The organism is Cellulomonas sp. P5_E12 (assembly GCF_054049315.1).
This window is the reverse complement of sequence record NZ_JBFUMP010000016.1, coordinates 88,882-114,670: the sequence shown is the minus strand read 5'-3', so window position 1 is coordinate 114,670 and position 25,789 is coordinate 88,882. Positions and strand designations below refer to the sequence as shown.

The 25,789-nt window shown below is 71.9% G+C and carries 22 protein-coding genes; 9 read left to right on the top strand and 13 right to left on the bottom strand.

What is annotated here, in order from left to right; genetic code table 11:
* The first annotated feature begins 86 nt into the window (after positions 1-86).
* Together ACXJKA_RS14070 and ACXJKA_RS14065 are read left to right on the top strand one after the other, a co-directional pair.
* Positions 87-1,100 (top strand): glycosyltransferase, encoded by a 1,014-nt coding sequence (locus tag ACXJKA_RS14070; RefSeq protein ID WP_456825831.1) that lies wholly within the window; start codon positions 87-89, stop codon positions 1,098-1,100.
* The gene (locus ACXJKA_RS14065; protein WP_456825830.1) at positions 1,097-2,530 is read left to right on the top strand and encodes a glycoside hydrolase family 130 protein; all 1,434 of its coding nucleotides are present in this window, start codon (positions 1,097-1,099) and stop codon (positions 2,528-2,530) included. Before ACXJKA_RS14070 ends, ACXJKA_RS14065 begins: the two co-directional genes overlap by 4 nt.
* Here the strand turns inward: ACXJKA_RS14065 and ACXJKA_RS14060 are convergent.
* From ACXJKA_RS14060 to ACXJKA_RS14045, 4 genes are all read right to left on the bottom strand, one after another.
* Positions 2,527-2,910, bottom strand: a complete 384-nt coding sequence (locus ACXJKA_RS14060; RefSeq protein WP_456825829.1) for a RidA family protein — start codon at positions 2,908-2,910, stop codon at positions 2,527-2,529. The two genes, ACXJKA_RS14065 and ACXJKA_RS14060, sit on opposite strands and share 4 nt — an antisense overlap.
* Positions 2,911-3,115: 205 nt before the next feature.
* Positions 3,116-3,562, bottom strand: coding sequence for a rhodanese-like domain-containing protein (locus ACXJKA_RS14055; RefSeq protein ID WP_456825828.1), 447 nt, complete (start codon positions 3,560-3,562; stop codon positions 3,116-3,118).
* Positions 3,559-4,056, bottom strand: coding sequence for a cysteine dioxygenase (locus tag ACXJKA_RS14050; protein WP_456825827.1), 498 nt, complete (start codon positions 4,054-4,056; stop codon positions 3,559-3,561). The genes ACXJKA_RS14055 and ACXJKA_RS14050 overlap by 4 nt, the downstream gene beginning before the upstream one ends.
* A gap of 300 nt (positions 4,057-4,356) precedes the next feature.
* The gene (locus ACXJKA_RS14045; RefSeq protein ID WP_456825826.1) at positions 4,357-4,806 is read right to left on the bottom strand and encodes a CD225/dispanin family protein; all 450 of its coding nucleotides are present in this window, start codon (positions 4,804-4,806) and stop codon (positions 4,357-4,359) included.
* 808 nt (positions 4,807-5,614) lie between these two features.
* Between ACXJKA_RS14045 and ACXJKA_RS14040 the strand changes: the two genes are divergently transcribed.
* The 4 genes from ACXJKA_RS14040 (at position 5,615) to ACXJKA_RS14025 (ending at position 13,868) form a co-directional block, all read left to right on the top strand.
* Complete coding sequence (locus ACXJKA_RS14040; protein ID WP_456825825.1) at positions 5,615-7,321, top strand: glycosyltransferase family 2 protein; 1,707 nt, start codon at positions 5,615-5,617, stop codon at positions 7,319-7,321.
* Positions 7,318-8,049, top strand: a complete 732-nt coding sequence (locus ACXJKA_RS14035) for an HlyD family efflux transporter periplasmic adaptor subunit (protein WP_456825824.1) — start codon at positions 7,318-7,320, stop codon at positions 8,047-8,049. The genes ACXJKA_RS14040 and ACXJKA_RS14035 overlap by 4 nt, the downstream gene beginning before the upstream one ends.
* Positions 8,046-10,205: a glycosyl hydrolase gene (locus ACXJKA_RS14030; RefSeq protein ID WP_456825823.1), complete on the top strand. Its 2,160-nt coding sequence runs from the start codon at positions 8,046-8,048 to the stop codon at positions 10,203-10,205. Before ACXJKA_RS14035 ends, ACXJKA_RS14030 begins: the two co-directional genes overlap by 4 nt.
* Positions 10,206-10,574: 369 nt before the next feature.
* A complete protein-coding gene (locus ACXJKA_RS14025; protein ID WP_456825822.1) occupies positions 10,575-13,868 on the top strand; it encodes a glycosyl hydrolase in 3,294 nt (1,097 codons plus the stop codon).
* Here ACXJKA_RS14025 and ACXJKA_RS14020 read toward each other — a convergent pair.
* Entirely contained in the window at positions 13,861-14,859 is a 999-nt protein-coding gene (locus ACXJKA_RS14020; RefSeq protein WP_456825821.1) for a LacI family DNA-binding transcriptional regulator, read from the bottom strand. The genes ACXJKA_RS14025 and ACXJKA_RS14020 overlap by 8 nt on opposite strands.
* Before the next feature lie 51 nt (positions 14,860-14,910).
* Positions 14,911-15,420, bottom strand: a complete 510-nt coding sequence (locus tag ACXJKA_RS14015) for a TlpA family protein disulfide reductase (protein WP_456825820.1) — start codon at positions 15,418-15,420, stop codon at positions 14,911-14,913.
* Between the two features lie 164 nt (positions 15,421-15,584).
* On the opposite strand from ACXJKA_RS14015, the gene ACXJKA_RS14010 reads away from it, so the two are divergent.
* Together ACXJKA_RS14010 and ACXJKA_RS14005 are read left to right on the top strand one after the other, a co-directional pair.
* A complete protein-coding gene (locus ACXJKA_RS14010; RefSeq protein WP_456825819.1) occupies positions 15,585-16,319 on the top strand; it encodes a dienelactone hydrolase family protein in 735 nt (244 codons plus the stop codon).
* A gap of 16 nt (positions 16,320-16,335) precedes the next feature.
* Entirely contained in the window at positions 16,336-16,779 is a 444-nt protein-coding gene (locus ACXJKA_RS14005) for a hypothetical protein (protein ID WP_456825818.1), read from the top strand.
* A 1-nt stretch (position 16,780) separates the two neighbouring features.
* Here the strand turns inward: ACXJKA_RS14005 and ACXJKA_RS14000 are convergent, their stop codons facing one another.
* From ACXJKA_RS14000 to ACXJKA_RS13975, 6 genes are all read right to left on the bottom strand, one after another.
* Positions 16,781-17,278: a GNAT family N-acetyltransferase gene (locus ACXJKA_RS14000; protein WP_456825817.1), complete on the bottom strand. Its 498-nt coding sequence runs from the start codon at positions 17,276-17,278 to the stop codon at positions 16,781-16,783.
* A gap of 29 nt (positions 17,279-17,307) precedes the next feature.
* Positions 17,308-18,834 (bottom strand): alpha-N-arabinofuranosidase, encoded by a 1,527-nt coding sequence (locus ACXJKA_RS13995; protein ID WP_456825816.1) that lies wholly within the window; start codon positions 18,832-18,834, stop codon positions 17,308-17,310.
* A gap of 17 nt (positions 18,835-18,851) precedes the next feature.
* Positions 18,852-19,838 carry a family 43 glycosylhydrolase gene (locus tag ACXJKA_RS13990; RefSeq protein ID WP_456825815.1) on the bottom strand — a complete coding sequence of 329 codons (987 nt, stop codon included), beginning with the start codon at positions 19,836-19,838 and terminating at the stop codon, positions 18,852-18,854.
* Positions 19,835-20,653 (bottom strand): carbohydrate ABC transporter permease, encoded by an 819-nt coding sequence (locus ACXJKA_RS13985; protein WP_456825814.1) that lies wholly within the window; start codon positions 20,651-20,653, stop codon positions 19,835-19,837. Before ACXJKA_RS13985 ends, ACXJKA_RS13990 begins: the two co-directional genes overlap by 4 nt.
* Complete coding sequence (locus ACXJKA_RS13980) at positions 20,650-21,492, bottom strand: carbohydrate ABC transporter permease (RefSeq protein ID WP_456825813.1); 843 nt, start codon at positions 21,490-21,492, stop codon at positions 20,650-20,652. Before ACXJKA_RS13980 ends, ACXJKA_RS13985 begins: the two co-directional genes overlap by 4 nt.
* 111 nt (positions 21,493-21,603) lie before the next feature.
* A complete protein-coding gene (locus tag ACXJKA_RS13975; RefSeq protein ID WP_456825812.1) occupies positions 21,604-22,839 on the bottom strand; it encodes an ABC transporter substrate-binding protein in 1,236 nt (411 codons plus the stop codon).
* Positions 22,840-22,928: 89 nt separating this feature from the next.
* Between ACXJKA_RS13975 and ACXJKA_RS13970 the strand changes: the two genes are divergently transcribed.
* Positions 22,929-23,924: a LacI family DNA-binding transcriptional regulator gene (locus tag ACXJKA_RS13970; protein ID WP_456825811.1), complete on the top strand. Its 996-nt coding sequence runs from the start codon at positions 22,929-22,931 to the stop codon at positions 23,922-23,924.
* Between the two features lie 232 nt (positions 23,925-24,156).
* On the opposite strand, the gene ACXJKA_RS13965 is transcribed toward ACXJKA_RS13970, so the two are convergent.
* Positions 24,157-25,689, bottom strand: a complete 1,533-nt coding sequence (locus ACXJKA_RS13965) for an MFS transporter (RefSeq protein ID WP_456825810.1) — start codon at positions 25,687-25,689, stop codon at positions 24,157-24,159.
* Between the last annotated feature and the right edge of the window lie 100 nt (positions 25,690-25,789).

Sequence of the window (25,789 nt, the reverse complement as noted above, 5' to 3'; positions counted from 1 at the left end):
CCCAGCCTGCTGTGGACGGCCGTCGCCGGGCAGTACGTGGAGCTCGGCGCCGGGCTCGTGCACGCCCGGACCATGTCGGCTGCGTGATGTATCCGACACCGGTCTTCCACCACCTCGCGCACCTCAGCACGCCGATCGGGCTGTTCGAGCACGCGCTGCTCACCGAGCCCCGGCCCGAGCACGGCTACTGCCTCGACGACGTCGCTCGCGGCCTCGTCGTGACCGCGCGCCAGCCGCACCCGACGCCGCAGGTCGAGAGCCTGACGGCGACCTACCTGCGCTTCACGCTGTTCGCCCAGGACGGCCTCGGGCGGTTCCACAACCGTCGCGACCTCGCCGGCCGATGGACCGACTGCGCCACCGTGGAGGACCACTGGGGCCGCGCGCTGTGGGCGCTGGGCACCGCCGCGGGCGCGACGACGGACGTCCGCGTGCGGTCGGCCGCCCTCGACGCCGCGGTCGTGAGCCTCCAGCAGCGCTCGCCCTGGTGGCACGCCATGGCCTACGCATCGCTGGGCGCCGCCGAGATGCTCGAGGTGCAGCCCGGCAACCGGGCCGCTCTCGGGCTGCTGACGGACGCGCGCACCCTGCTCGCGCGGCCGACCGACCCGTCGTGGCCCTGGCCCGACGCGCGGCTCACCTACGCCAACGCGGTGCTGCCCGAGGCGCTGGTCGCCATCGGTTCCGCACTCGGCGACGCCGACACCCTGCAGGCCGGCCTCGACCTGCTGCACTGGCTCGTCGACCAGGAGACGCACGACGGGCACCTCTCGATGACCCCGGTCGGCGGGCGGCAGGACGGCGACGCCCGCCCCGGGTTCGACCAGCAGCCCATCGAGGTCGCGGCCCTGGCCGAGGCGTGCTGGCGGGCGTTCCGGGCGACGCGGCAGGAGATCTGGCTCGCCTACCTCGACCGCTGCGTCGGGTGGTTCCTCGGCGACAACGACACCGGCATGGTGCTCTACGACGACGTCTCGGGCGGCGGGTACGACGGCCTGCACGCGCACGGGGTCAACCAGAACCAGGGGGCCGAGTCGACGCTCGCCGCGTTGTCGACCCTCCAGCTCGGGCGGCTCGCGCTGGTGCAGGCGGTCGCGTGACGCTCGTCGACGCGAGCCCGCTCGTCCGGCGCACCGATCACGTGCTGCGGCCGGACGCGACGAGGGTGGTCAGCACGCCGTTCCTGCCCGGCGAGGAGATCTTCGGCGCCGGCGTCTCGCGCCGGGCCGCGGTCCTCGCGCGCCTCCTGGCGCTGCCCGACGCCGAGGTGGACGCCGCGCTCATCGACGTCCTGACACGGTTCAGCGCCAGGCACGACGACCTCGTCGGTCTGCTCGACTCGCGCTTCGCGCTGGTCGCCGGCCTTCTCGACCACGCCGGGTCGCTGTCGCTCGAGCGGCGCCGGCTCATCGGCGCGTGCATGAGCCAGGAGTACGCGATCGAGTCCGCGGCACTGTTCAACCCGTCGATGGTCGCGCACCCCGACCAGGGCGGCCTGCCGCCCGGGAGCACGCGGTTCGTCATGAGCGTCCGCGGCGTGGGGGAGGGTCACGTGTCCTGCGTCGAGCTGCGGACGGGCGTCGTCGACGTCGACGACGAGCTGACGTTCGACACCCCGGGGCCGACGACGACCGTGCCGACCCGGGACGCGACGGCGCACTCACGCGCCGACCTGCGCCGCCAGAACGACGAGCTGGAGGGTGAGCGCGAGGAAGCCGACGCACTGCTTCGCTCCCTCCCGGAGCTGTTCGCGGCGGAGGCCGTCCGCGGGATCCCGCGGCTGGAGTGGCTGGTCGCCTGCACGTACGACGTCACGTTCCCGGCGGACAGCCGCGTCGACTCCCGCGTCCTGCTGCCGGGGAGCCCGGCCGAGCGCAACGGCATCGAGGACCTCCGCCTGGTCGAGGTCGAGTACGCCGACGGTCGGCGCACCTACCTGGGCACGTACACGGCGTTCGACGGCGAGACGGTCGCGCCGCACCTGGTGGCCACCGACGACTTCGGCTCGTTCCGGATGAGCAGGCTCAGCGGCGCCGGAGCGAAGAACAAGGGCATGGCGCTGTTCCCGCGACGGGTCGGCGGCCAGTACCTCGCGCTGTCGCGCTGGGACCGCGAGAACAACTCCCTGGCCGGGTCGACGGACCTGCAGCACTGGGACGACCTCGGCACGCTGAGCACGCCGGTGCACGCCTGGGAGATCGTCCAGGCCGGGAACTGCGGCTCGCCGATCGAGACGCGCGCCGGCTGGCTGGTCCTCACCCACGGCGTCGGCCCGATGCGGCAGTACGGCATCGGCGCCATGCTCCTCGACCTCGACGACCCGCGTCGCGTGCTGGGCAGCCTGGCGACGCCGCTGCTGACGCCGGCCGCCGACGAGCGCGACGGGTACGTGCCGAACGTCGTCTACTCGTGCGGGTCGCTGCTGCACGGCGACACGCTCGTCCTCCCGTACGGGTGCAGCGACGCCGCCGTCAGGGTCGCGCTGGTTGACCTGCCGCAGCTGCTCGAGCAGATCCTGCCGGGGGCCTAGGCGGAGAGTGTCGCGATGGCCTCGATCGAGACCAGCAGACCTCGCGGCAGGACGACGTTGGCCGGCGCCGAGCGCGCCGGTGGCGGATCCGGCATGTGCCGGGCGTAGACGGCGTTGAGGGAGCCGAAGTCAGCCACGTCGGCGTAGAAGATCGTCGTCTTGACCAGGTCGTCCATCGACGAACCGGCGGCGTCGAGCGTCGCGGCGAGGTTGCGCAGGGCCAGCTCGGTCTGGGCCTCGATGCCGTCGGGGATCTCCCCGGTCGCCGGGTCGATCCCCGCGGTGCCCGAGCAGAAGACGAACCCGCCCGCGACGATGGCCTGGCTGTACGGGCCGAGCGCAGCGGGCGCCTCGTCGGTGTGCACGCTCTGTCGGGTCATGGTGGCTCCTGGGGTCGGCGAGCGGGGGACCCGACCATCGTGCTCCGCCCGCCCACGTGATCGCCCGGCCATGACGACCGTCCCCTCACGTCCCTGCCTCCGGGTCCGCGAAACGCCGCGGAAACGACTCCTGTGGCACTCTCGACGCGCATCCCGAGGTCCCGGTTCGAGCATCGCTCCTGGGCCTCGGGATGTTGTCGTGCGATCAGTGCGCGGGTCCGGCCCCGACCAGCTCGCGCGCCTCGGCGGTGACGGGCAGGCCGGCCGCGGACCAGGCGTGGAAGCCGCCGACGACGTCCGTCGCACGGTGCAGGCCGAGGTCGGCCAGCGCGGCCGCGGCGAGGCTCGACGTGTAGCCCTCCGAGCACAGCACGACGACCTGCAGGTCGTACCCGGTCGCCGCCGGGATCCGGTGGGCGCTGGCCGGGTCGAGCCGCCACTCGAGCACGTTGCGCTCGATCACGACGGCCTGCGGCACCTCGCCCTCGGCTGCCCGCTGGGCGGCCGGGCGGATGTCGACCAGCAGCGCGCCGTGCGCCAGCGCGTCCCAGGTCTCCTGCGGCGACAGCCGCACCAGGCGGGCGCGGGCCTCGGCCAGCACGTCGTCGATGGTCCGGCGACCTGCCGGCCTCACGGCGCTCGACGGGCTCACGCCTCGGTCTCCGGCTCGTCCGTCTCGACCGTGCGCGTGGGGACCAGGGTGCCCTCGGCGTCCTGCGCCCAGTAGGTCATCCGCGTCAGCGGTGCCGAGTAGGCGTGGATGCTGACGGCCGGCTCGGTCCCGGCGTTGAGCACGTCGTGCAGGTCGCCGGGGTCGACGGTCTGGGTCAGCCCGGCGCGGAACTCCTGCGGCACGAGCCGGCCGGCGCGGTCGGGCCGGATCTCCGTCAGCGTGCCGGCCACGATGGTGAACGCGGCCGACGAGACGCCGTGGTCGTGCAGCTCGGTGCCCTGCGACGGCAGCCACGAGATCAGCCACACGTCCACGCCTGCGGGGGCGTCCAGGCGGGTCCACCAGCGGCCTGCCTCCTGGAACCGGACCAGGGGCTGCCAGAGCTCGGGACGAGCGGCGATGGAGCGGGTCAGCGCGCTCAGCTCCTCGACGCCGAGGACGGTGTCGGGGCGGTGGGACAGGTCGACGGTCATGGTGGTGCCTCTCGGGTGCGTCTGCGACCGACGGCGGCGGCGCGGTCGGATGGGCCTGCTCCCGGCGCGGAGCCGGGGGTGCGTCAGTGCAGCTGACAGCAGGCGGTACAGAGGTGCAGGCAGGCACGCAGGGAGGGCGACGAGACGCGGAAGGCGGTCATCGGGAGCTCCCTTCGTCGTCCTCGAGAGGTGGTCGCGCCGGTGCGGCTGGCACCGACCCGGCCATGGCGGGCACAACGAAGCATCCGTCGAGCCGCGCGGTCAAGGATCCCGCGCTTTTTTCCCGGATGGTGGACGAGGTCAGCGGCCGGAGTCGGGGCGGTCGGGCTGGTCGAACGGGAGCTCGTTGTGCCAGCCGGGCCCACGCTGCTCCCAGTCCAGGCCGCCGCGGTGCTCGTGGACGGCGACGACGGCGAGGACGGCCCACGCGATCGAGACGAGGATCGACAGGAGGATCAGCGCCGCCCCGACGATCACGCTGATGATTCCCCAGCGCCGGGCGTTCGCGGACTCCCGCGCTGCCGTCCCGACGTCTGCGGCGCCGGCGGCTCGCGCCGCACGGTGCGAGGCGAGCAGCGCGGGGATGCCGGTGGGCCAGAACAGGATCATGGCGGCGATGACCCAGCCGACGGGGGCGGCCGGGATCGGCGGGGCCGGGGGTACGGGCGTCGTCGCGGCGGGCCAAGGAGCGGGCGCCGGAGCAGGCACGGGTGCGGGGTCCGGGCCAGGGGGGTTCGACTGTGCCGACATGATGTCCTCCGGGTTGCGAGGCTGGGTGAGCGAACGGTAGGTCCTCAGCCTGGGAGCAGGCTTTGAGTCCGCGGCGCCTTGCCTCTCGGGTGCGCGGAGCAACCGGCCGCGGTGTGTCCGCGCGCTGGGACGGGGCGGGTGAAGTGCCCGAATGTCGAGACGGGTGAGGCGACGCCAGGCGCCCCCGCGGTTCGCGTGGCGCGCCGGCCTGAGCTGTCCGGAGTGGTGGCCCTGCCGATCGGGACTCGTCGGCGGATCTGGGCGATCCGGGCGTTGTGCCCCGGGCGCGCCGCCAGGGCTCGGTCGTCGGCGGCGGGCCCGTGGCCCGTGCTTCGGAGCCAGCGCCCGGCGGGCCGCGCCCGTCTCGCTGACCAGGGGCATCGCCCTGCCGCTCGGCGACCGCCGACCGCCGGCGGAGGCGCCCGTCCGCCCAGCCGCACGGGTCCCCGTCGCCAACGGCGAGGCGGTCGAACCCGTTGTTGCCCGGGCGTGGCGTCGAGGACCTGGAGCCGACAGATCCCGGGGGAACGGTGCCGACGGGCGGCGCGAGGTCGAGCGGTCGATGCCGGACGTCCGCGGGATCCTGTGACCTGACGCACAACGCGCTGCGGTGGACGGGCTGGGGCACCGCACGTACGTTCGTCTCATCAACGAAGGCGGCGGCGCCTGTCGAGCGGTCCGGTTTTCACACCGGAACTCTTGCGGCCGTTGCCTTTCGTAGTTCTGGCGCCAGCGTCGCCGTCGCACCGGTCAGGTGGGCCCATCAGCCCACCCGGCCGTCCGACCGGACGACCGAAAGGTGCGAGCTGTGGCTACAACGTTCGACAAGCTCGTCATGGAACCGCGACGTACCGAGCAGATCGCGATCACACCGACCAGGACGCCCGAGAACGAGGCGGCGCAGAGCCCGTCTCTCATGCTGCTGGTCCTGCTGGCCTGTGCCGGCGTCATCATCTACGCGGTGTTCCTGCTCAACCCGGCCAACCGGGGCGACTGGCTCCCGTACTCGCTGGTGATCGTCGCCGAGTCGGTCCTCGTGGCGCACGCGCTGCTGGCGATGTGGACGGTGCTGTCGAGCGGGCACAACCCGCGCGACTTCGCGTTCCACCACGCGCAGGACCGGCTCTACGACGTCGGCGAGATCATCCGGGACGGCGCGGAGCAGAACCCGACCGCCTGGCGCATGTACCTGCAGGAGTGGCCGATCAGCGTCGACGTCTTCATCACGACGTACGGCGAGAGCCTGGACACGATCCGGCGCACGGTCTCCGCCGCTGTGGCGATGCAGGGCCGGCACGACACGTGGGTGCTGGACGACGGGCGCTCGGACGAGGTCCGTGGGCTCGCGGCCGAGCTGGGTGCGCGGTACGTCCGGCGCCTGTCCAGCAACGGTGCCAAGGCGGGGAACATCAACCACGCCCTGTCCCTCGCGAAGGGTGACTTCTTCGTCATCTTCGACGCCGACTTCGTGCCGCTGCCGCAGTTCCTGCACGAGACCGTGCCGTTCTTCGCCACCGACGACGTGGCGTTCGTGCAGACGCCCCAGGCGTACGGCAACCTGCACACCGTCATCTCGAAGGGCGCCGGCTACATGCAGTCGGTGTTCTACAAGTTCATCCAGCCCGGCCGGAACCGGTTCAACGCCGCGTTCTCCGTCGGCACCAACGTCATCTACCGACGTGCCGCGGCGGACTCGATCGGCGGCATCTACTCCGACTCCAAGTCGGAGGACGTCTGGACGTCCCTCATGCTCCACGAGGGCGGCTGGCGGACCGTCTACATCCCGACCGAGCTCGCCGTCGGCGACACCCCGGAGACGGTCGAGTCGTACACCAAGCAGCAGCTGCGGTGGGCGACCGGCGGGTTCGAGATCATGCTCACCCACAACCCGCTGTCCCCGAAGCGCCGGCTCACCATGGACCAGCGCCTGCAGTACCTGGTGACGTCGACCCACTACCTCACCGGCATCGCACCCCTGCTGCTGATCCTGGTGCCGCCGCTGCAGATCTACTTCAACCTCACGCCGATGAACCTCACGATCACGCCGCTCACGTGGCTCCTGTACTACTCGGGCTTCTACGTGATGCAGATCCTCGTGGCGTTCTTCACGCTCGGCTCGTTCCGCTGGCAGGTGCTCCTGCTCGCGGCGGTGTCCTTCCCGATCTACACCCGGGCGCTGGTCAACGCGATCTTCCGCCGGGACCAGAAGTGGCACGTGACCGGCCAGAAGGGTGCCTACCGGTCGCCGTTCGCGTTCATGATGCCGCAGGTCCTGTTCTTCGAGTTCCTGCTCGTCACGACGGTCGTCGGTGTCTGGAAGGACATGGGCAACGGCTACCCGAGCCTCGCCGTCGCGTGGAACGCCACCAACACCCTCATCCTCGGAGGCTTCGTCCTGACCGCCTGGAAGGAAGGCCACCACGCGCGCGCCGCGGCCAAGGCGGCTCGCCCGCCACGCCGCGTCGCGACCGTCCCTGCGACCGCACCGACTGCACCTACCGGAGGTGTCGCATGACCTGGTCCAGCCGTCTGAGACTGCTTGTGGGCACGATGCTCGTGCTCGTCATCGCCGCCCTGGCGACCTACCAGCTCAACGAGACACGCGGGGTCGCCGTGAGCGACTCCGCCCAGATCCTTGCCAAGTCGTACAGCGTCGCCTCGCCGTACTCGGGCCTCGTCGTCGGCCAGCTGGTCGACGTCGGGGACACCGTCACGACAGGCCAGCAGCTGTTCGTCATCGACTCGGCCACGCTGCGGCACGACGTGGAGACCGGCTTCGCCGGCACCATGACGGAGGCCACGCAGGTGGACGCCGAGGGACGGCTCGTCGTCCTCGCCACCGGCGACGGTGTCGTCACCGACATCCTGGCCGAACGCGGCACCTCGGTGTCGTCCGCGGCCGAGCTGGCGGTCGTGCAGCGCGCCGGAACGCTGTACGTGCAGGCCGAGTTCACGCTCACGCCGAAGGAGTACTCGCGGGTGGGGGACGGCGCCTCCGTGTCGGTGGTGCTGCCGAACCAGAGCACGGTCTCGGGTCACGTGACCGATGTCCGCGTCGAGACGGTGTCGGGCGCCGCCCAGGCGGTCATGACCGTCAGCGGTGCCGCGCTCGTGGACGGCGCGCAGAACGGGCTGGTGTCCGCCGGGACGCCGGTGACCGCCGAGCTGGAGCTGGACAACGACGGAGTGGTGACGCGCACGGCGACCTCCGTGAAGGCCTACGTAGGGGGACTCTTCCGATGACCACACGCGTGACAGAGACGACGCCCGAGGTCCGCCCGCCGCCCGCACCGAGCAGGAGGCGGTGGGTCCTGGTCGGGATCGGCGCGGCCGTCGCGATCGCGGTGGTCGCCGTGCTCGCGGTCGTCGCGCCGTGGTCGGGCACGAGCCCGCCCTCCGGCGACGACGGCGGGGCCCCCGCGCCGGTCGCGGACGTGGGCGGGCCGCAGGACGCGACGCCTCCGACGGTCGACTCCGCGGCGCTCGTCGCGGCAGTGCCGCAGGAGTCCGTGGCGAAGATCGACCCGGTGCGCCTGGCCGACGGCGTGGTCCCGCCCAGCAACCGCTGGTACAGCGGCCTGGTGTTCGGCGCGGAGCCGCAGCCCGTGTTCGCCGAGCCGCTGTCGTTCGCGCTGACGGCCTCGGGGTTCACGCTCGGCCTCCCCGCACCGACCGCGGACGCGAACGTGATCATCGCGCCGCACGTGCCGGCTGTGACGGTGGACGTCGGGGCGGCGTCGGCGCAGGTCAGCGCCGCGGACCCGGTGAGCGTGACGGTCGACCTGCTCGACGGGTCGGGCGCCGTGCTCGGCCACGTGGTGCTCGCGGAGGGCTCGCCCTTCGTCAGCTTCACCGCCGCGCAGGACGTGACGCTGAGCTCGACGGTCACCGGCGGTGCGTTCGCGCCGGGCGACGACGGAGCGTCCGTCGCCGACGCGGGGACCTCCCAGTGGGGCCTCGTCGGCGGCGAGTCCGACGGCGCGTCCACGACGGTGGCGAAGGGCAGCACAGCCACCTGGTACGCGCTGCCTCCGGACGCCAGTGCCGCCGCGTCGTCCGCGCTCGCCGCGGCCGCGGTGGATCCTGTGACGGGCGTCGACGTGAGCTACGGCGTCGACGACAGCATCGCCCGCACCACGCTCACGTACCGCACGGCCGGGGGTTCGCCCAGCGCGTACGTGCTCATGCCGCACCACCGGACCGGTGAGCAGCCGACGCGCGCGGACTGCGGCCTGGGCACCTACCCGAGCGTGTACGGCGACCTCGAGCTGTGCGCCGGCTCCCAGCTGACGTCCTACGCGCCGGCGCTGCCGGCCAGCGGCTCGCTGGACCTGGACGGCATCTCCGACGAGCAGCGCACCGCGATCGTCGCGGCGCTGCAGGCCGACGTCGCCGGCACCCCTGCGTTCCCGTCGGACACGTACTTCGGCGGCAAGGCGCTGAACCGCGCCGCGTCGCTCGTCGTGCTCGGCGAGCAGCTGGGGGAGCCGGACGTCGTGGCGGACCTCAAGGCCACGACGGTCGCCGCGCTCGAGGAGTGGGCCGAGCCCGACGGGTGCACGCGTCGGGACGCCCGGTGCGTCGTCTACGACGAGGGCGCTCGCTCGGCCATCGGGCTCACGCCGTCCTTCGGGTCGGATGAGCTCAACGACCACCACTTCCACTACGGCTACCTGCTGGCCGCCGCGGGCTTGCTGGCCCAGGACGACCCGGCGCTGGCCACGAAGCTCGCCCCGGTCATGAACCTGCTGGCGCAGGACATCGCCGCGGCGAAGCCCTCCGCCGAGCTGCCGCAGCTGCGGTCGTTCGACCCGTACGCCGGGCACTCGTGGGCCTCGGGCACGTCGCCGTTCGCGGACGGCAACAACCAGGAGTCGTCGTCGGAGGCCGTCAACGCCTGGAACGGTCTGGGCCTGTGGGCGGGCGCGTCCGACCAGTCGGCCCTCGCGACCGAGGCCACCTGGCTCGCGTCGACGGAGGCCTCGACCGCCCGGACCTACTGGACGGCKCCGGACCTCGAGCAGTTCGAGGGCTTCGACCACACCATGGTCTCGCTCAACTGGGGCGGCAAGCGGGACTACGCCACGTGGTTCAGCCCGGAGCCGAACGCGATCCTCGGCATCCAGCTCATCCCGATGGGCCCCGTGCAGACGTACCTGGCGGCCGGCGTGGACCCGGAGCAGATCCGGGCGTCGGTCGCGGAGGCCACACCCGGCGGGTACGGGGTGCAGTTCGGGGACTACCTGCTCATGTACGCCGCCCTGGCCGGTGCGGACGACGCGGCGGCGGCGTGGACGGAGGCGTCGAGCCTGCCGGACACGTCGATCGACGACGGCAGCTCACGCTCCGCCATGCTCGCGTTCATCGCGTCGGCCCAGGCGCACCCGACCGAGGGCTGACCGCACCCGACGCCCGCTCCCGCTGCCTGCGGGGGCGGGCGTCGGCCTGCCCGGGGCCCCAGCACTTGACAACACGCGCGCCCGGATCGAGCCTGGTGCTGAGCCCGGTGACACGAGTCACTGCGTGGGACACCTCAACGCGGAGGAGTCGGTCCCACCCCGGCACACCCGGTCCGAGCGCGCCCTGAGCGGCGCCCACGGGCCTGCCTGTCGGGAGGTCGGCGGGCTGCAAGGCGTCGCGCCCGCCCGGTGCGGCAGCGGTCGACGAGCCCGTCGCCGGTCGCAGGTCAGAAGGAGACGACGATGTCTGCTCGAGCAACGACCGCAACCCGTGCTGTGGACCGGGGGGACCGTCGCAGGATCGTCGTGATGGTCGTGATCGGCGCGATGCTGGTGTACCTCGTGCAGGTGCTCCTCCTCCCGGTCGCGCGCGCCGCGGCGGAGTCGGTGGGGCAGGGCAGCTACGCCGAAGGCACCCCGACCGGCGGGGCGGTGCCCACCGAGTGCGACAACACCCCGGTCACCGACCCGCGGGCGCACGTGACGGCGAACTTCCCGGCGGGCGCCATCCCGACCAACGACTGGTGGACGTCCCTGGTCTGGCGCAAGTTCAGCTGCGCGTCGGTCTCCGAGAACCTCATGGCGCACCCTCTCGCGTACCACGCCTTCACCGACGGGCTCGGGGTGAGCTACCCGACGACGGCGACGATCTCGGGTACGGCGACGGGCGTGGGGGAGTACCACTACCCGTACACCGAGGACTTCCGGCTCGGCGTCGCGGGCCTGGACGCGGACGGCAAGGTCGACGGCTACTCCGACTGGACCGTGAGCGAGCTGTGGACCGACGGCACCAGCAGCCTGCGGACCACGTTCGGTCACGGCCTCCCGTTCGTCTACGCGACCAAGACCGGAGGCGACGCGACCCTCACCGGCGCCGCCGCGCCGTCCGTGTGGAGCAACGCCGACGCGGCGATCGGGTACACGATCAACGGTCACGACTACGCGGCCTTCGCGCCGACAGGCTCGACGTGGACGGTGTCCGGCAGCACGATCAGCTCCTCGCTGGGCGGCAAGAGCTTCTTCTCCGTGGCGGTCCTGCCGACGTCGCCGAGCAGCACCACCGCGGACCGGCTCGCCGCGCTGGCCGCCTACGCGCCGTACGCGCACAACCACGTGACCGGCACCACGGTCTCGTGGTCGTACGACGAGGCCACGGCGAAGATGACCGCGACGTACGCGTTCACCACGACCGCGCGCCAGGGCTCCGCCACCGGCACGGTCTACGCGCTGTACCCGCACCAGCGCGACCACCTCGCCGGCGCGACGCCCAGCGGCTACTCCTACGTCTCGCCGCGCGGCCCGATGCGCGTGGTGGTCGGCAGCTCGCAGTTCCAGACGGTCACGCCGTTCCATGGCGTGCTGCCGCAGGTGGCCACGACGGGCTTCGCGGCGGGCTCGGCCGACGCCACCCAGTTGAACGGGTACGTCGAGCAGGTGGCGACGGGCGACCCGTTCGCGGGCTTCGGCGACGACACCTACTGGACCGGCAAGGCGTTCGGGCGGATCTCGCAGGTCGCCCAGATCGCCAACCTCACGGGCAGCACGAGCGCACGCGACCGGCTGCTCGGCGCAATGAAGACGCGCCTGACGGACTGGCTCACGGCCTCGTCGGGGGAGACGACACGGTCGTTCTGGTACAACCCGTCGTGGGGCACGCTCATCGGCTACCCCGCCTCGTACGGCTCGGACACCGACCTCAACGACCACCACTTCCACTACGGCTACTTCGTCGTCGGGGCGGCGAACGTCGCCGAGTTCGACCCCGCGTGGGCCGCGGACTCCGCGTACGGCGGCATGGTCAACACCGTCATCAAGGACGCGGCCAACTGGGACCGCACCGACACGCGCTTCCCGTTCCTGCGTGACTTCGACATCTTCGCCGGGCACGACTGGGCCGCCGGGCACGGCGCCTTCGCCGCCGGGAACAACCAGGAATCGTCGTCGGAGGGCATGAACTTCGCCAGCGGGCTCATCCAGTGGGGCCAGGCGACGGGCAACAAGACCGTTCGTGACCTCGGCATCTACCTGTACACGACGCAGGCGTCGGCCATCGAGAACTACTGGTTCGACACCGACGAGGAGGCGTTCCCGGCCGCGTTCGGTCACTCCGCGGTCGGCATGGTGTGGGGCGACGGCGGCTCGTACTCGACGTGGTTCAGTGCCGAGCCGGAGATGATCCAAGGCATCAACCTGCTGCCCAGCACCGCGGGGCACCTGTACCTCGGCTACGACCCGGCGTACATCGGCCGCAACCTCGCCGAGCTCGAGCGCAACAACGGCGGTCCCGCGACGGTCTGGAAGGACATCCTCTGGGACTACCAGGCGCTGGCCGACGCACCGACCGCGCTCGCCCAGTTCCGCGCCCAGGCGGACAGCTACGCCGTCGAGGAGGGCGAGTCGAAGGCGCACACGTTCTACTGGCTGAAGAGCCTGGCCGGTCTGGGCACGGTCGACCTGTCCGTCACGGCGAACAACCCGTTGGCCGCGGTCTTCGTCAAGAACGGCACGCGCACCTACCAGGCCGCGAACATGACCGGGTCCGCCATCACCGTGACCTTCTCCACCGGCGTCACGCTGACCGTCCCGGCCCGCTCCGTGGCCAGCTCGAACAGCACGGCACCGACGGACACGTCGGCGCCGTCGGTCCCGACCGACCTCGCGGCGTCCGGCACGACGTCGACCTCGACGAACCTGGGCTGGACCGGCGCGACGGACAACGTCGGAGTCACGGGCTACGAGGTGCTCCGCAACGGCACGGTCGTCGGAACCGCGTCGGGGACCACCTACGCGGCGACCGGCCTTCCGTCCGCGACCACCTCCTCGTTCACCGTCCGCGCGCTGGACGCGGCCGGGAACAGGTCCGCGAGCAGCGGCGCGGTGTCGGTGACCACGTCGGCCGGCGGAGGCGACACGACGGCACCCTCCGTGCCCACCGGGCTGGCAGCCTCGGGCACCACGTCGTCCGCGACGACCCTGACGTGGTCGGCCTCGACCGACGCCGTCGGCGTGACGGGCTACGACGTCCTGCGCGACGGCACCGTCGTGGGGTCCACTGCGAGCCGGACGTACACGGCCACAGGCCTGGCGGCCTCGACCGCCTACACGTTCACCGTGCGGGCCCACGACGCGGCGGGCAACCAGTCCGCCGTGAGCAACGCCGTCGCGGTCACCACGACGTCCGGCACGTCCACGGGCGTCGACGCCACCGCGCGCCTCCAGGCCGAGGCGTACTCCGCGATGTCCGGGGTGGCCACCGAGACGACGCAGGATGTCGGCGGCGGCCAGGACATCGGCTGGATCGCGAACGGCGACCACGTGCGCTTCGACAACGTGAGCTTCGGCTCGACGCCGCGGTCGACGTTCAGCGTGCGGGTCGCCTCCGGCGCGGCGGGCGGCATCAGCGGCCTGGTCAACGTCCGGCTCGACAGCCTGACCGGGCCGTCCATCGGCAGCGTCGCCCTCAGCAGCACGGGCGGGTGGCAGGTGTGGCGGACGGTCCCGGGCAACATCGTGCCCACGACCGGGACGCACACCGTGTACCTGACGTTCGACTCCGGCCAGCCGGCGGACTACGTCAACGTCAACTGGTTCACGTTCAGCTAGGCGTCGTGGCCGTCGAGTCCCGGGCGATGACGTGGAAGACGTCGCCCGGGTGCGGGGGTGGCTCGAGCTCGTCGAGGGCCGCGATGACGGCGGCGGCCAGGTAGCCCGCCTGCGCGTCGAGCGCCTGCCACACGGTGCTCAGCGCGGGGGCGGCCAGGCGCGCCGCCGGGATGTCGTCGACGCCGATGACCGCCACGTCGGCGGGGACGCGCAGACCCTCGGCGCGCAGCCCGGACAGGACGGCCAGCGCCACCTCGTCGTTGTAGGCCGCGACCGCGGTCGCCGGCGACTCACCCGCCCGCCACGACCGAACCGCGGACGCGGCGGACGCGGTGTCGAGGTCCACCTCGTGAACCCTGGGAGCAGGGAGCCCCCGCCGCTCGCACTCCAGGGTGACCCCCGCGAGCCGACGCTCTGCGAACGCCGTCAGACGGGCGTCGCTCGGCGAGGCGTAGGCGAGGACCCGGTGGCCCCGGTCGGCCAGGTGCTCGACCTGCAGCCGCCCGATCTCGGTCTGCGGGGCGGAGAACGTCCCCGGGTGCGAGTCCACGTCGAGGGCGCTGCCCACCACCTTGATGCCGGCGAGGCGCATCGCGCGCTCGTCGGCCTCGGCGAAGGGGCCGAGCCCGAGCACGGCGCGGGGGGTGACAGCGTGCCAGAGCTCGGAGAGCGGTCGTGGGCCGCGGGCGTGGTGCACGAGGACGGCCAGACCCCGGTCGGCCAGCTCGGACGTCAGGTGGTCCAGGAGGGTGTCGATGACCGGGCCGATGGTCCAGTCGGGCAGGACGCACAGGACGAGGTCGCTCTTGCCCGAGCGCAGCGCCCTCGCCGCGGCGGACGGGGTGTAGCCCAGCCGTTCGGCGGCGTCCCGGACGCGCTGACGGGTGGCTTCGGGGATCGTGACGCCGTCCTTGCCGTTGAGGACGTAACTGACGGTGGTGCGCGAGACGCCGCTCTCGCGGGCCACGTCGGCACTCGTCAACCGCGGCACGGTTCGCTCCCTCGCCAGTCCCCACCGGATCCCGACACCATAGCCGCGAGGTCAGTCGGTGGCGCCGCTCCCGACGGGCTCGGTGAGGTCCCCGAGCGCGGCCTGCGCGTGCTCCGCCGTGAGCGGGCCGGACGCCCGGGAGCGCACGTGCCCGGCCGAGTCGAGCAGCAGCACGGTGGGGGTCCGGAAGACGGAGAACCGTCGGACCAGGTCGAGGTGGTCCTCGGACGCGAGGTCGACGTGCACGACGCCAGGCTCGGCCGCGGCGATGCCGCCGAGCACGCGCCGGACCTGCGGGCACGTCGCGCAGGTCTGGGCGGAGAACTGCACCAGCGTCGCGCGGGACCCCAGCTCGACGCCCAGGTCGGTGGCCGTGAGTGTCGAGCCGACCTGCGCGTTCGCCTCGGGTCGGACGTGTACCGGTCGGAAGTGCTGCGTGCGCCGACGGACGAGCAGCCAGGCGACGGTCGTGACGGCGAGCAGGAGAGCCACGAGCGCGGCGCGGCCGCCCACGCCGGAGCCGGCTCCGGACGCCGCGGCCAGCACGGTGGTGATGCGCACCGTCGCCTCGCTCTCTGTCGGACAGTCGGCCCCACAGAACACCGGCGCCGATGCCGCGTCAAGAATCGGCCGGGTCGGTCTCGGCGGGCGAGACCTGCGCGTGCCGACGGGCGTGCCCGGCCGTCCCGTGCCAACTTGGGGTGACCTCAGGAACGGAGCGCCCGATGAGCCTTCTCGACGGATGGGTCGCGGGTGAGCACACCGCCGACGGCGTCACGCACCCCGTCCACCGGAAGGGGAGCGGCCCGGGGGTCGTCATGATCCACGAGCTGCCCGGCCTCACGCCCGACTGCATCCGGTTCGGGGAGGAGATCGTCGCGCGGGGCCACACCGTCGTGATGCCGGTGCTCTTCGGCACGCCCGGCGCCCCCGCGTCGCCCCGCGCGATCGCGACCTCGCTCGCGGCCGTGTGCGTGAGCCGGGAGTTCCACGCCTTCGCGCTCGGCCGGACCAGCCCCGTCGCCGGATGGCTCCGGTCGCTGGCCCGCGAGCTGCACGACGAGCTCGGCGGTCCGGGCGTGGGTGCGGTCGGCATGTGCTTCGCCGGCGGGTTCGCCCTCGCCATGCTCGCCGACGCGCCGATCGCCGCTCCGGTGCTGGCCCAGCCCGCGTCCCCGTTCCCGATCGGCCGTCGCCGCGCGGCCGACCTGGGCCTCGGTCCGGACGACGTCGCCGCCGTGCGGGCCAAGGTCGACGCCGGCTGCCAGGTGCTGGGCGTCCGCTACGTGGGAGACCGGGCCGTCGGCACGCGGTTCGAGACGCTGCGCCGGGCGCTGGGCGACAACTTCCTCACCGTCGACCTGCCCGGCTCCCGGCACGCCACCCTCACCGAGCACCGCGACGAGACGGCGGTCGCCCGGGTGCTCGACTTCTTCGACGAGAAGCTGGGCACCGGCTGACCCGTAGGCTCCGGCCATGAGCACCCTTCAGGAGGTCGGCGAGCGCGACGGCTGGCGATGCTGGCTGTGCGACGAGCCGGTCGACTCCGAGGCGTCGGTCAACGCCGACCGCGGCCCGAGCATCGACGGCGGCGCGACGCCGAAGGGCAAGAAGCCGACCCCGGGCTCGGAGCGCCTGGCGCACCGGGCCTGCAACACCCGCAAGGGCGCGGTCAAGCCTGTCGTGGCCTGGTCGCCGGACCTGTTCGTCGTGGAGCCGGCGCCCATCGTCGCGACGGTCGAGCGGCTGACCCGCAAGGGCGGGCGTGAGGTGGTGGCCCGCTGCCCCACACGATCCGACGCCGACGAGGCGGCGGCGTGGCTGGTCGACCGGCTCTCGCGGTTCGCGCCGGACCTCAAGGTCACGGCGACCGCCGAGCCCGGTGGCGGCCAGTTCCTCCTGGTGCTGCGGACGACCTGAATCAGCTCGGGTCAGCGCCGGGGAGCCCGAGCCGGTAGAACACGCTGTGCGGGTCGAGCCCGTAGTCCCCGAACGGCGGGCACTCGACGAACCCCGCGCGCTCGTAGAGGCGGCGAGCCGGGGCGAAGTAGTCCTCGGTCCCCGTCTCGAGGTGGACCGTCAGGATGCCGCGGTCGGTCGCGGCAGCCAGGACGTGCCTGAGCACCGCCGTCGCGACGCCACGCCCCCGCGCCGCGGTCGACGTGCGCATGGACTTCAGCTCGCCGACCGTCGCGCTCAGCTGCTTGAGCGCCGCACAGCCGAGCAGGCCGCCCCGGCTGTCGCGCGCCGTCCAGAACGTGATGCCCGGCGCCGCGAGCGCCGACGGGTCGAGCGCGTGCACCGACTCGGCCGGCGAGGTCGCGAACATGTCCGCGAGGTGCTCACCCAGGAGCTCCAGCACGTCCGGTGCCCGGGGGTCGTCGGTGGCGATGGTGAAGGCGGTCGTCGTCGGAGGCACGGCACATGGTCCCACCGTCGCGACCGACGTCAGCCCAGCGTGAGGTCGACGGTGGCGAAGCTGGCCGGCGGGAGGTCGAGCTCGAGTGTCGTGCCGGTCAGGCGCAACGCTTCGAACGGCCGCGGCGCGACGGCGTCGGGCTCGTCGGCGGTGTTGTGGTCCCGCACAGACGCCGCGGTGAGCACCGTGCCCCGGGGTGCAGAGACGGCACGGCCGCGAAGGTCGATGCGCACGGTCGCCCCGGTGTCGGGGTCCAGGTTCGTGACCGAGACGAGCACGCGGCCGTCTTTGGTCGACGCCGATGCCGAGACCGTGGGGACGTCGGCGTCGTCCACCTGGTGCGACCGCCGGGTCACCACCCGCACGGGCAACGACTCGGCGTCGTGGTGCCCCTTGCTCATCGCGAAGACGTGGAACGTCGGGGTGCGCACGAGCCGATCGCGGTCGGTGAGGACCATCGCCTGCAGCACGTTGACGGTCTGGGCGATGTTCGCCAGGCGCAGCCGGTCGGCGTGGTCGTGGAACGCGTCGAGGTGCACGGACGCGACGAGTGCGTCGCGCAGAGCGTTCTGCTGGAACAGGAACCCGGGGTTGGTGCCCGGCTCGACGTCCCACCATGTGCCCCACTCGTCGAGCGCGAGGCCGACCTGCTTGGTCGGGTCGTAGGCGTCCATCACGGCGGCGTGCCCGGCGATCAGCTCGCGCACGTGCAGGGCGCGGCGGATCGTCGTCCAGTACTCGTCGTCGGTGAAGGCGGTGGCAGAGCCCTTGTGCGACCACGTGCCGGACATCGTGTAGTAGTGGAACGAGACCGCCTGGAACAGCGGGCGCGGTGCGCGGTCGCCCAGACCCGTCGTGACCTCCTTCATCAGGGTCTCGGTCCAGGCGTAGTCGTCGTCGGCGGCGCCGGCGGCCACCCGGTACAGCCGGTTGTCGCCGTGGTCGCGGGCATACGTCGCGTACTGGCGAGCGAGCGACGCGAACTGCGGTGCCCGCAGGTTGCCGCCGCAGCCCCACGGCTCGTTCCCGATGCCCCAGAACCGCACGCCCCACGGCTCGTCGCGCCCGTTCTCGCGGCGGAGTCGTGCCATCGGGGAGTCGCCGGAGCGGGTGAGGTACTCGACCCACTCGCTCATCTCCTGCACCGAGCCCGACCCGACGTTGGACGACACGTACGGCTCGGCACCGAGCAGCTCGCACAGCGCCATGAACTCGTGGGTGCCGAAGTGGTTGTTCTCCTCGACGTCGCCCCAGTGGGTGTTCACCATGCGCGGCCGCTGCGCGCGGGGTCCGACGCCGTCGCGCCAGTGGTACTCGTCGGCGAAGCAGCCCCCGGGCCAGCGAAGGTTGGGCACGGCGAGCTCGCGCAGCGCGTCCACCACGTCGGCGCGGATCCCGCCCACGTGCGGGACGTCGGCGTCCTCGCCCACCCAGAAGCCGTCGTAGATGCAGCGGCCGAGGTGCTCGGCGAACTGCCCGTACAGGTGGCGGTTGATGGTCGGGCCGGGGACATCGAGGTCGATGGCCGCGACGAGCGCGGGCGTCGTGTCGTGCATCGTGGGCGAGGCTCCTATCAGGGGTGGGCGAGGGCCGAGATGCGTCGCAGGTCGAGGTCGGGGTCGGCGTCGCGGTCGCAGACGAGGTGGTCGTCGACCACGACGGCGGCGGCGACCTGCACGTCGGTGCGGTKGGCGAGCGGGATCCCGTCGCCGTCGAGCTCGTCGGTCGTGCCCACGTTCTCGGGTCCGGGCTCGACGCGGTGCGTGAAGTAGAAGATCCACGCGACCTCGTCGTCGGTGCGCGTGCGCCCGACCACGACGTCGGCGTGCCGGCCCGTTCCGGCGTCCCACGGCCGGGTGCCGGGGGAGTCGAGCACGAGCCCGTCGCGCTCCCACGACTCGAGGTCGGACGAGCGGTAGACACCCAGCCCGCGCCACTCGTCCACCAGCAGCCACCACCACCCGCCGAGGCGGAAGACGTTGGCCCCCTCGCCCGGCGGCTCGGTGATGACCGGCCGCGGCTCGGTCCACGTGACCAGGTCGGAGGAGTCGACGCTCCACTGCTGGGAGCCGGCCACCTCGTCCTTGTACCAGAGGCGGAAGCCGCCGGACGGCAGCAGGACGATGCAGGCGTCAATGACCCGGTCGGAGGACAGCGGCAGGGTGCCGCGGTACGTCCACGTGGTCAGGTCGGGCGACGTGTGGTGCGTGATGCGGCGCGTCGCGTCCCAGGAGGCCGGGGTGCCGGGCACGTGCGAGAGGAACATGTGGTACTCGGCGCCGATGCGGACGATCTCCGGAGCCCACAGCGTGTTCGGCCCGGGCAGGTGGTCGAGGCCGTCGACGACACCGGCGTACGTCCAGGTCAGGCCGCCGTCGTCGGACGACGCGACGCCGATCTCGGTGCCGTGCATCCAGGCGACGCTGCCCGAGCGATCGGCCGCACGGCGTTGCGTGTACAGCAGCCGCCACGTGCCGTCGGGTGCCTCGACGACCACCGGGTCCGTCGGCGCGTGGTGCACGGGGTCGGTGAACAGCGGGGCAGGAACCGCGCGGCTCATCCCTTGAGGCTTCCGGCGAGCAGGCCCGAGACGATGTGCCGCTGGGTGACGACGAAGAACACGACCATGGGCAGCAGTGCGATGACGCTCAGGGTCATGAACGACGGCCAGTCGGTCCGGAACTCCCCGACCGCCGTGTACACCTGCAGGACGATCGTCCGCTTCTCCGGGGAGGAGATGAACACGTTCGGCAGGATGAAGTCGTTCCACACCCACATCGTCTGGAACACGCCGACGGTCACCAGGATCGGCCGGATGAGCGGCAGGACGATGCGCCAGAAGATCTGCACGGCCCCGGCGCCGTCGAGCATCGCCGCCTCGATCACCTCGAACGGCAGCGTCCGCATGTACCCCTGGATGAGGAAGAAGCAGAACACCGCGCCCGCCGCGTACATGATGACCAGCCCGTTGAGGGTGTCCACCTGGTTGATGCCGACGAGGATCCGGTACAGCGGGATGAGCGTCGACTGCGCGGGCACGACGAAGGCGAGGACCAGGACGATCCCGAGGATCCGGTTGAACCGCGAGGCGCGCATGATCATGCCGTAGGCGGCCATCGCGCCCACGAGCAGCTGGATCAGGACGCCGACGACCGTGACGTAGAGCGTGTTGGCGAAGCTCTGGACGAGCGGGACGTCGTGGAACACGTCGATGTAGTTCTGCAGCGTGAACTGCGACGGCAGCGCGATCGGAGACGCGACCATCTCGGCCTGCGTCTTGAACGTGTTGACGACGATGTAGTACAGCGGCAGGGCGACCAGGCAGGCGATCGCGATCATGACGACGCTCAGCGTCGCCCGCTTCAGGCGGATCACAGCACGTTCCTCTCCACGCGGCGGGACAGCACCAGCTGCCCGATCGACAGGGCGGCCACCGCGAGGGTGAACAGGGCGGCGAGCGCGGAGGCCAGGCCGTAGCGGCCCTGGCCGACGCCGGACGTGATGATCGACTGGGTGATCGTGTACGTCGCGAACCCTGGGCCGCCGTTGGTCAGGGTGTACGGCAGGTCGAACACCTTGAGGCCACCCGTCATGAGCAGGAACTGGCTGACCACGATGCCGGGGGTGAGCAGCGGGAGCGTGATGTGCCGGAACTGCGCGATGGCGCCCGCGCCGTCGATCGTCGCGACCTCGTACAGCTCGGCCGGGATCGACTGCAGGTAGGCCAGGTACAGCACCGCGTGCCAGCCCGCCGCGCCCCAGACGCCGACGAGGATGACCGACAGCCTCGCCAGGCTGGCGTCGGACAGCCACGGCACGGGCCCGAGGCCGAACAGGTTGTTCAGGACCGTGTTCAGGGCTCCCGACGCGATCGGCGACAGGATGTAGGCCCAGACCAGGCCGAGGACGGCCATGCTCGGGATCGCCGGGAAGAACAGCGCCGAGCGGACGAAGTTGCGCCCGACGAACGCCTTGTTGAGCAGGACCGCGAGCGGGATAGCGATCGCGGTGACGAGCAGGGTGGTGCCGACGGCGAACAGCAGCGTGAAGCCGAGCCCGGCGAGCATCGACGGGTCACGCAGGATCACGCGGTAGTTCTCCAGGCCGACGAAGTTCACGTCGGCGGAGTATCCGGTGAAGTCCGTGAAGCTCCAGTAGACGGTCTGACCGAGCGGGATCACGAACAGCACGACGAAGACGAGCACGATCGGCACGAGGAACAGCTGGCTGGCGCGGGGTCCGCCCCAGCCGGAGGGCCTCGGGCGGCCGCGGCGTCCGGCGACCGGGCGGGTGGTGCGCGGGCCCGCGCACCACCGGCCGGGTCGTCAGGAGCTGGCGAGCTTCTGGTCGAGCGCGGCGGCGGCCTGCTGCGGCGTCACCGTGCCCTGGACCATCTGCTGGATCTGGGCGACCGCCTCGACGTTGAGTACGTCCTCCGAGCGGGTCCAGGCGATCATCGGCAGGTACACGTTGCCGGCGCGCACGTCCTCGACGATCGCGTCGAGCGACGGGTCGACGGTGGGCTGGAAGTCCGACGTGACGGTGATGTCGGCCGACAACGACTGGAACTTCTCGACGCCCTCGGCGCTCACCAGCCACTCCAGGAACGTCTTGGCCTGCTCGATCTTGTCGGACTGGGCGTTGATGGCGTAGCCCGGGCTCGCGGCACCGGCGAGGTAGGGGTCACCGTCGGGCGCGGCAGGGATCGGGGCGATCGCGAACTTCATGTCCGGCGCCGCCTCCTTCAGCGGCGTGACGTTCCACGGGCCGGAGGTGATCATGGCGACGCGTCCGTTGGCGAACTCGTCGAACACCTGGTCGCCGGTCAGGCCGACGGTGTTGGGGTCGCCCAGCCCCGACTCGTAGAGCCGGTTGAACTGCGTGAGCGGCTCGGTCCACTCCTTCTCGAAGGACGACGTGCCGTCGAAGATGGCGGCGTCCATGCCGAAGCCCTCCGCGGCGTTGTGGGCGCCCACGAACGACGAGACGATCGTCGGCATCTGCGACAGGTCCTCGAGGTACGGCGTGATGCCCGCGTCCTTGAGCTTCTGGCACAGGGCCAGGAACTCGTCCCACGTCGCCGGCACGCCGTCGGCGCCGACCTCGGCCAGCAGCTCCTCGTTGTACATGATCCCCGCGCCCCACGTGGAGGTGGAGGCTCCGTAGACCGCGTCGCCCGAGCCGTAGGTGTTCTGGTTGAACTCGGGGATGGTCGACATCCAGGGCTCGCCGGACAGGTCGACGACGTGCTTGCCCTCGATGAGGTTGGTCTTGTTCTMCGCGGCGATGAGGAAGACGTCCGGCGCCGTGTTCGACAGCACGCGCGTCTGCAGCGCCTGGATGTACTCGGCGACGGGCGGGGCGTAGGACACCTTGACCTTGATGTCGGGGTGCGCCTTCTCGAACTCCGCCACCACCGGTGCCATCACCTCCTCGCCGCTCCAGGACAGGAAGGTGAGGGTGTCGTCGTCGCTGGCTGAGCCGCCGCTGCAAGCGGTGACGGCAAGGGCGAGGGTCGCGGCGGCCGTCAGGGCCGTAGCGATCCGGGAGCGTCGCTTCATCGGGAGGTCTCCTCGGTCAGATGGGTGAGTCGGGCGATGCCTGGCACACCGCGGGGGCCGCGGGGCACCAAGATGGGGGGGTGGTCACCATGGACGACGTCGCCAAAGCCGCAGGCGTGTCCAAGATCACCGTGTCGAACGTCGTGAACGGCAGGAACCGGGTGGGCGAGCCGACGCGCCTGCGGGTGCTGCAGGCGATCGACGAGCTGGGCTACGAGGTGAACCTGGCGGCGCGCTACCTGCGCGTGGGTCGCACGGGCGCCATCGGGCTGCTGGTGCCGGAGCTCGAGCGGCCGTACTTCAGCCAGCTGGCCCGGCGCCTGGCGGACCGGGTGGAGCGCCACGGGATGCACCTCGCCGTGGAGCGCACCGGCGCGGTGCGCGAGCGCCAGCTGAGCTCGGTGGCCAAGGAGCGCGTCCAGCTCTACGACGGCGTGGTGCTCAGCGTGACCGGCCTGACGCCCGACGACCTGCGTCGCATCGAGCTGGGCCGCCCCGCGCTGCTCATCGGCGAGCGAGACGTGCCGGGGACGTTCGACCACGTGGTCATGGACAACGTCGGCGGTGCCGAGCTGGCGACCGGGCACCTGCTCGCGACCGGCTCCCGCGTCGTCGCCATGGTCGGCGGCTCGCTGGACCACGCCGAGCACGACATGGTGAGCCTGCGGACGCAGGGATGGATCCGGGCGCACGAGTCGGTCGGCCTGGTCGCCGACCTCACGCTCGTCGTCACGCCGGAGGAGCTCGACATGGGCGCCGCCCGAGACGTGGTCCACCGGCTGCTGTCCGAGCGGCCCGACGTGGACGGCATCGTGGCCATCACGGACGTCGTGGCCTTCGGTGTGCTCCGCGCCCTGGCGGACCTCGGTCGGTCCGTCCCCGACGACGTGCAGGTCGTGGGATTCGACAACGTCGACGAGGGTGAGTACTCCGTGCCCCGGCTCTCGTCCATCGAACCCGACAACGACGCGATGGCCGACGCGATCGTCGACCTGCTGCTGCGCCGGATCGGTGCGACGGAGCCTCCGGAGCCGCAGGTCGTCATGCCCACGCCGCGTCTCGTGCTGCGCGAGAGCACGCGCTGAGCTCGGTCGTCGCGTCATCGCGCACCTCCTTGAGGTTCTCCGTCGAACCGTTGGTGTATCGATACACCAACTCGCTGGCATCGATTAAGCACCGGGGCGGTCCGTCCGGTCAAGCGCCCTCAGGTCACGATTTGTTAACGCTCACATCTGAACTATTCGTGTGGCGCACACGAGAGAGCCGAGCCCCCCGAGGCGCGGAGGCGCTGCGGGGGACTCGGCTCTCGGGTCGGGATCAGGCCCGGGTGTCTGCCTTGCTGTCGTGGTGGCCCGGCAGGTGCGGGTGCGGCAGGTGGAGCTCGGCGGGCTCGGGCGGGAGGTCGCTGACGCCGGCCGCGAGTGCCTGCTCGCGGCGGTGACGGGCCGACGGCAGGGCGACCGAGGCGAGGACCGCGAGGACCGCCACCGCGGCGCACACGAGGAACCCGTAGGTGAACGCGTCGTCGGTCGGCATCCCCTGCGGCGTGCTGTGCGACGTGATCACGGCCGCGACGACGGCGGTGCCGATGCTGCTGCCGATGGTCCGCGAGATGACGTTCACGCTGCTGGCCTCGCCGGTCTGCGCCGCCGGGACGCTCTCGATGATGGCGTTGGACATGGCCGCGAAGGCCAGGCCGATGCCGGCGCCGGTGAGCAGCCCGGAGGCCAGCACCTGCCAGAGATGGTCGTGCATGAGGCCGGGCAGCGCGAACGCGCAGACCACGAGGAACGTGCCGAGGAACATCGGCAGCTTCGGGCCGAACCGGCGGTCCAGCAGGCCGGCGATCGGGCCGAACACCACCATCATCAGGACCGTCGGCAGCAGGAAGAGCCCGGCCTCGGACACGGACTTGCCGAACCCGATCCCGGTGGCCGCGGGCAGCTCGAGCAGGGTCGGGACCAGCAGGAACGTCCCGAACATCGCGAAGCCGAGCGTCAGGGCGACGAGGTCGGTTGCCCACACGCCACGGTTGGCCATCAGGCGGATGTCGATCAGCGGCTGGCTCACGCGCAGCTCCACCAGGACGAACGCCACCAGGGCGACGACGCCGAGGAGGAACAGGCTGACGGTCTTCGTCTCGAGCCACCCCCAGGACTGGCCCTTGCTGATGGCGAGCAGCAGCGACACCAGGCCGACGGTGAGGATCCCGGCGCCGAGCACGTCGAGCCGGCCCGGAGTCCGCACCGGCGACTCCTTCATCCCGAAGACGGCGCCGAGCAGGGCGATCACCACGAGCACCAGGGGCAGCCAGAACAGCCAGTGCCACGACAGGTTGTCGACGATCGGCCCGGCCGCGACGATGCCGATGCCGGCGCCGACGCCGAAGATCGCCGACAGGAGCCCGACCGTGACGCTGACCTTCTCGCGCGGCAGCTCGTCACGGACCATCCCGATGGACAGCGGCAGGATCGCGCCGGCGGAACCCTGCAGGACGCGGGCGACGACGAGCACGCCCAGGTTCGGCGCGAGCGCCGCGATCAGCGTGCCGACGGCGAGGGCGGCCAGGACGCCGATGAGGACGCGGCGCTTGCCGACCATGTCGCCGAGGCGGCCGAGGATCGGGGTCAGGACCGACGCGGCGAGCAGGTAGGCCGTGAGGATCCAGCTCGCGTCGGCCGTCGAGACGGCGAGGTCCTCCGCGAGGATCGGCAGGGCCGGTGCGACGAGGGACTGGAGGACGGCGAACGCGAGGCCGCCGAGAGACAGGTAGAGCACCAGGAACTTGCTGCCGGAGCGGTGCTGCTCGGCAACGTCGGCGACGTCGGGGAGGGCGGGGGAGTGTGACACGGGGTCCTCGGGTGCTAGAAGTCAACGCCTGTTGACTCGAGTATGAGTGCCTCGCGCAATCGAAGTCAACAGATGTTTACTTGTGACACGCGTCTCGCTA

Bases quoted from the DNA above. Each gene is read 5' to 3' on its own strand.
- ACXJKA_RS14070 (WP_456825831.1), top strand. From the start codon at position 87: ATGTATCCGACACCGGTCTTCCACCACCTCGCGCACCTCAGCACGCCG.
- ACXJKA_RS14060 (WP_456825829.1), bottom strand. From the start codon at position 2,910: ATGACCCGACAGAGCGTGCACACCGACGAGGCGCCCGCTGCGCTCGGC.
- ACXJKA_RS14050 (WP_456825827.1), bottom strand. From the start codon at position 4,056: ATGACCGTCGACCTGTCCCACCGCCCCGACACCGTCCTCGGCGTCGAG.
- ACXJKA_RS14045 (WP_456825826.1), bottom strand. From the start codon at position 4,806: ATGTCGGCACAGTCGAACCCCCCTGGCCCGGACCCCGCACCCGTGCCT.
- ACXJKA_RS14035 (WP_456825824.1), top strand. From the start codon at position 7,318: ATGACCTGGTCCAGCCGTCTGAGACTGCTTGTGGGCACGATGCTCGTG.
- ACXJKA_RS14025 (WP_456825822.1), top strand. From the start codon at position 10,575: ATGGTCGTGATCGGCGCGATGCTGGTGTACCTCGTGCAGGTGCTCCTC.
- ACXJKA_RS14010 (WP_456825819.1), top strand. From the start codon at position 15,585: ATGAGCCTTCTCGACGGATGGGTCGCGGGTGAGCACACCGCCGACGGC.
- ACXJKA_RS14005 (WP_456825818.1), top strand. From the start codon at position 16,336: ATGAGCACCCTTCAGGAGGTCGGCGAGCGCGACGGCTGGCGATGCTGG.
- ACXJKA_RS13995 (WP_456825816.1), bottom strand. From the start codon at position 18,834: ATGCACGACACGACGCCCGCGCTCGTCGCGGCCATCGACCTCGATGTC.
- ACXJKA_RS13970 (WP_456825811.1), top strand. From the start codon at position 22,929: ATGGACGACGTCGCCAAAGCCGCAGGCGTGTCCAAGATCACCGTGTCG.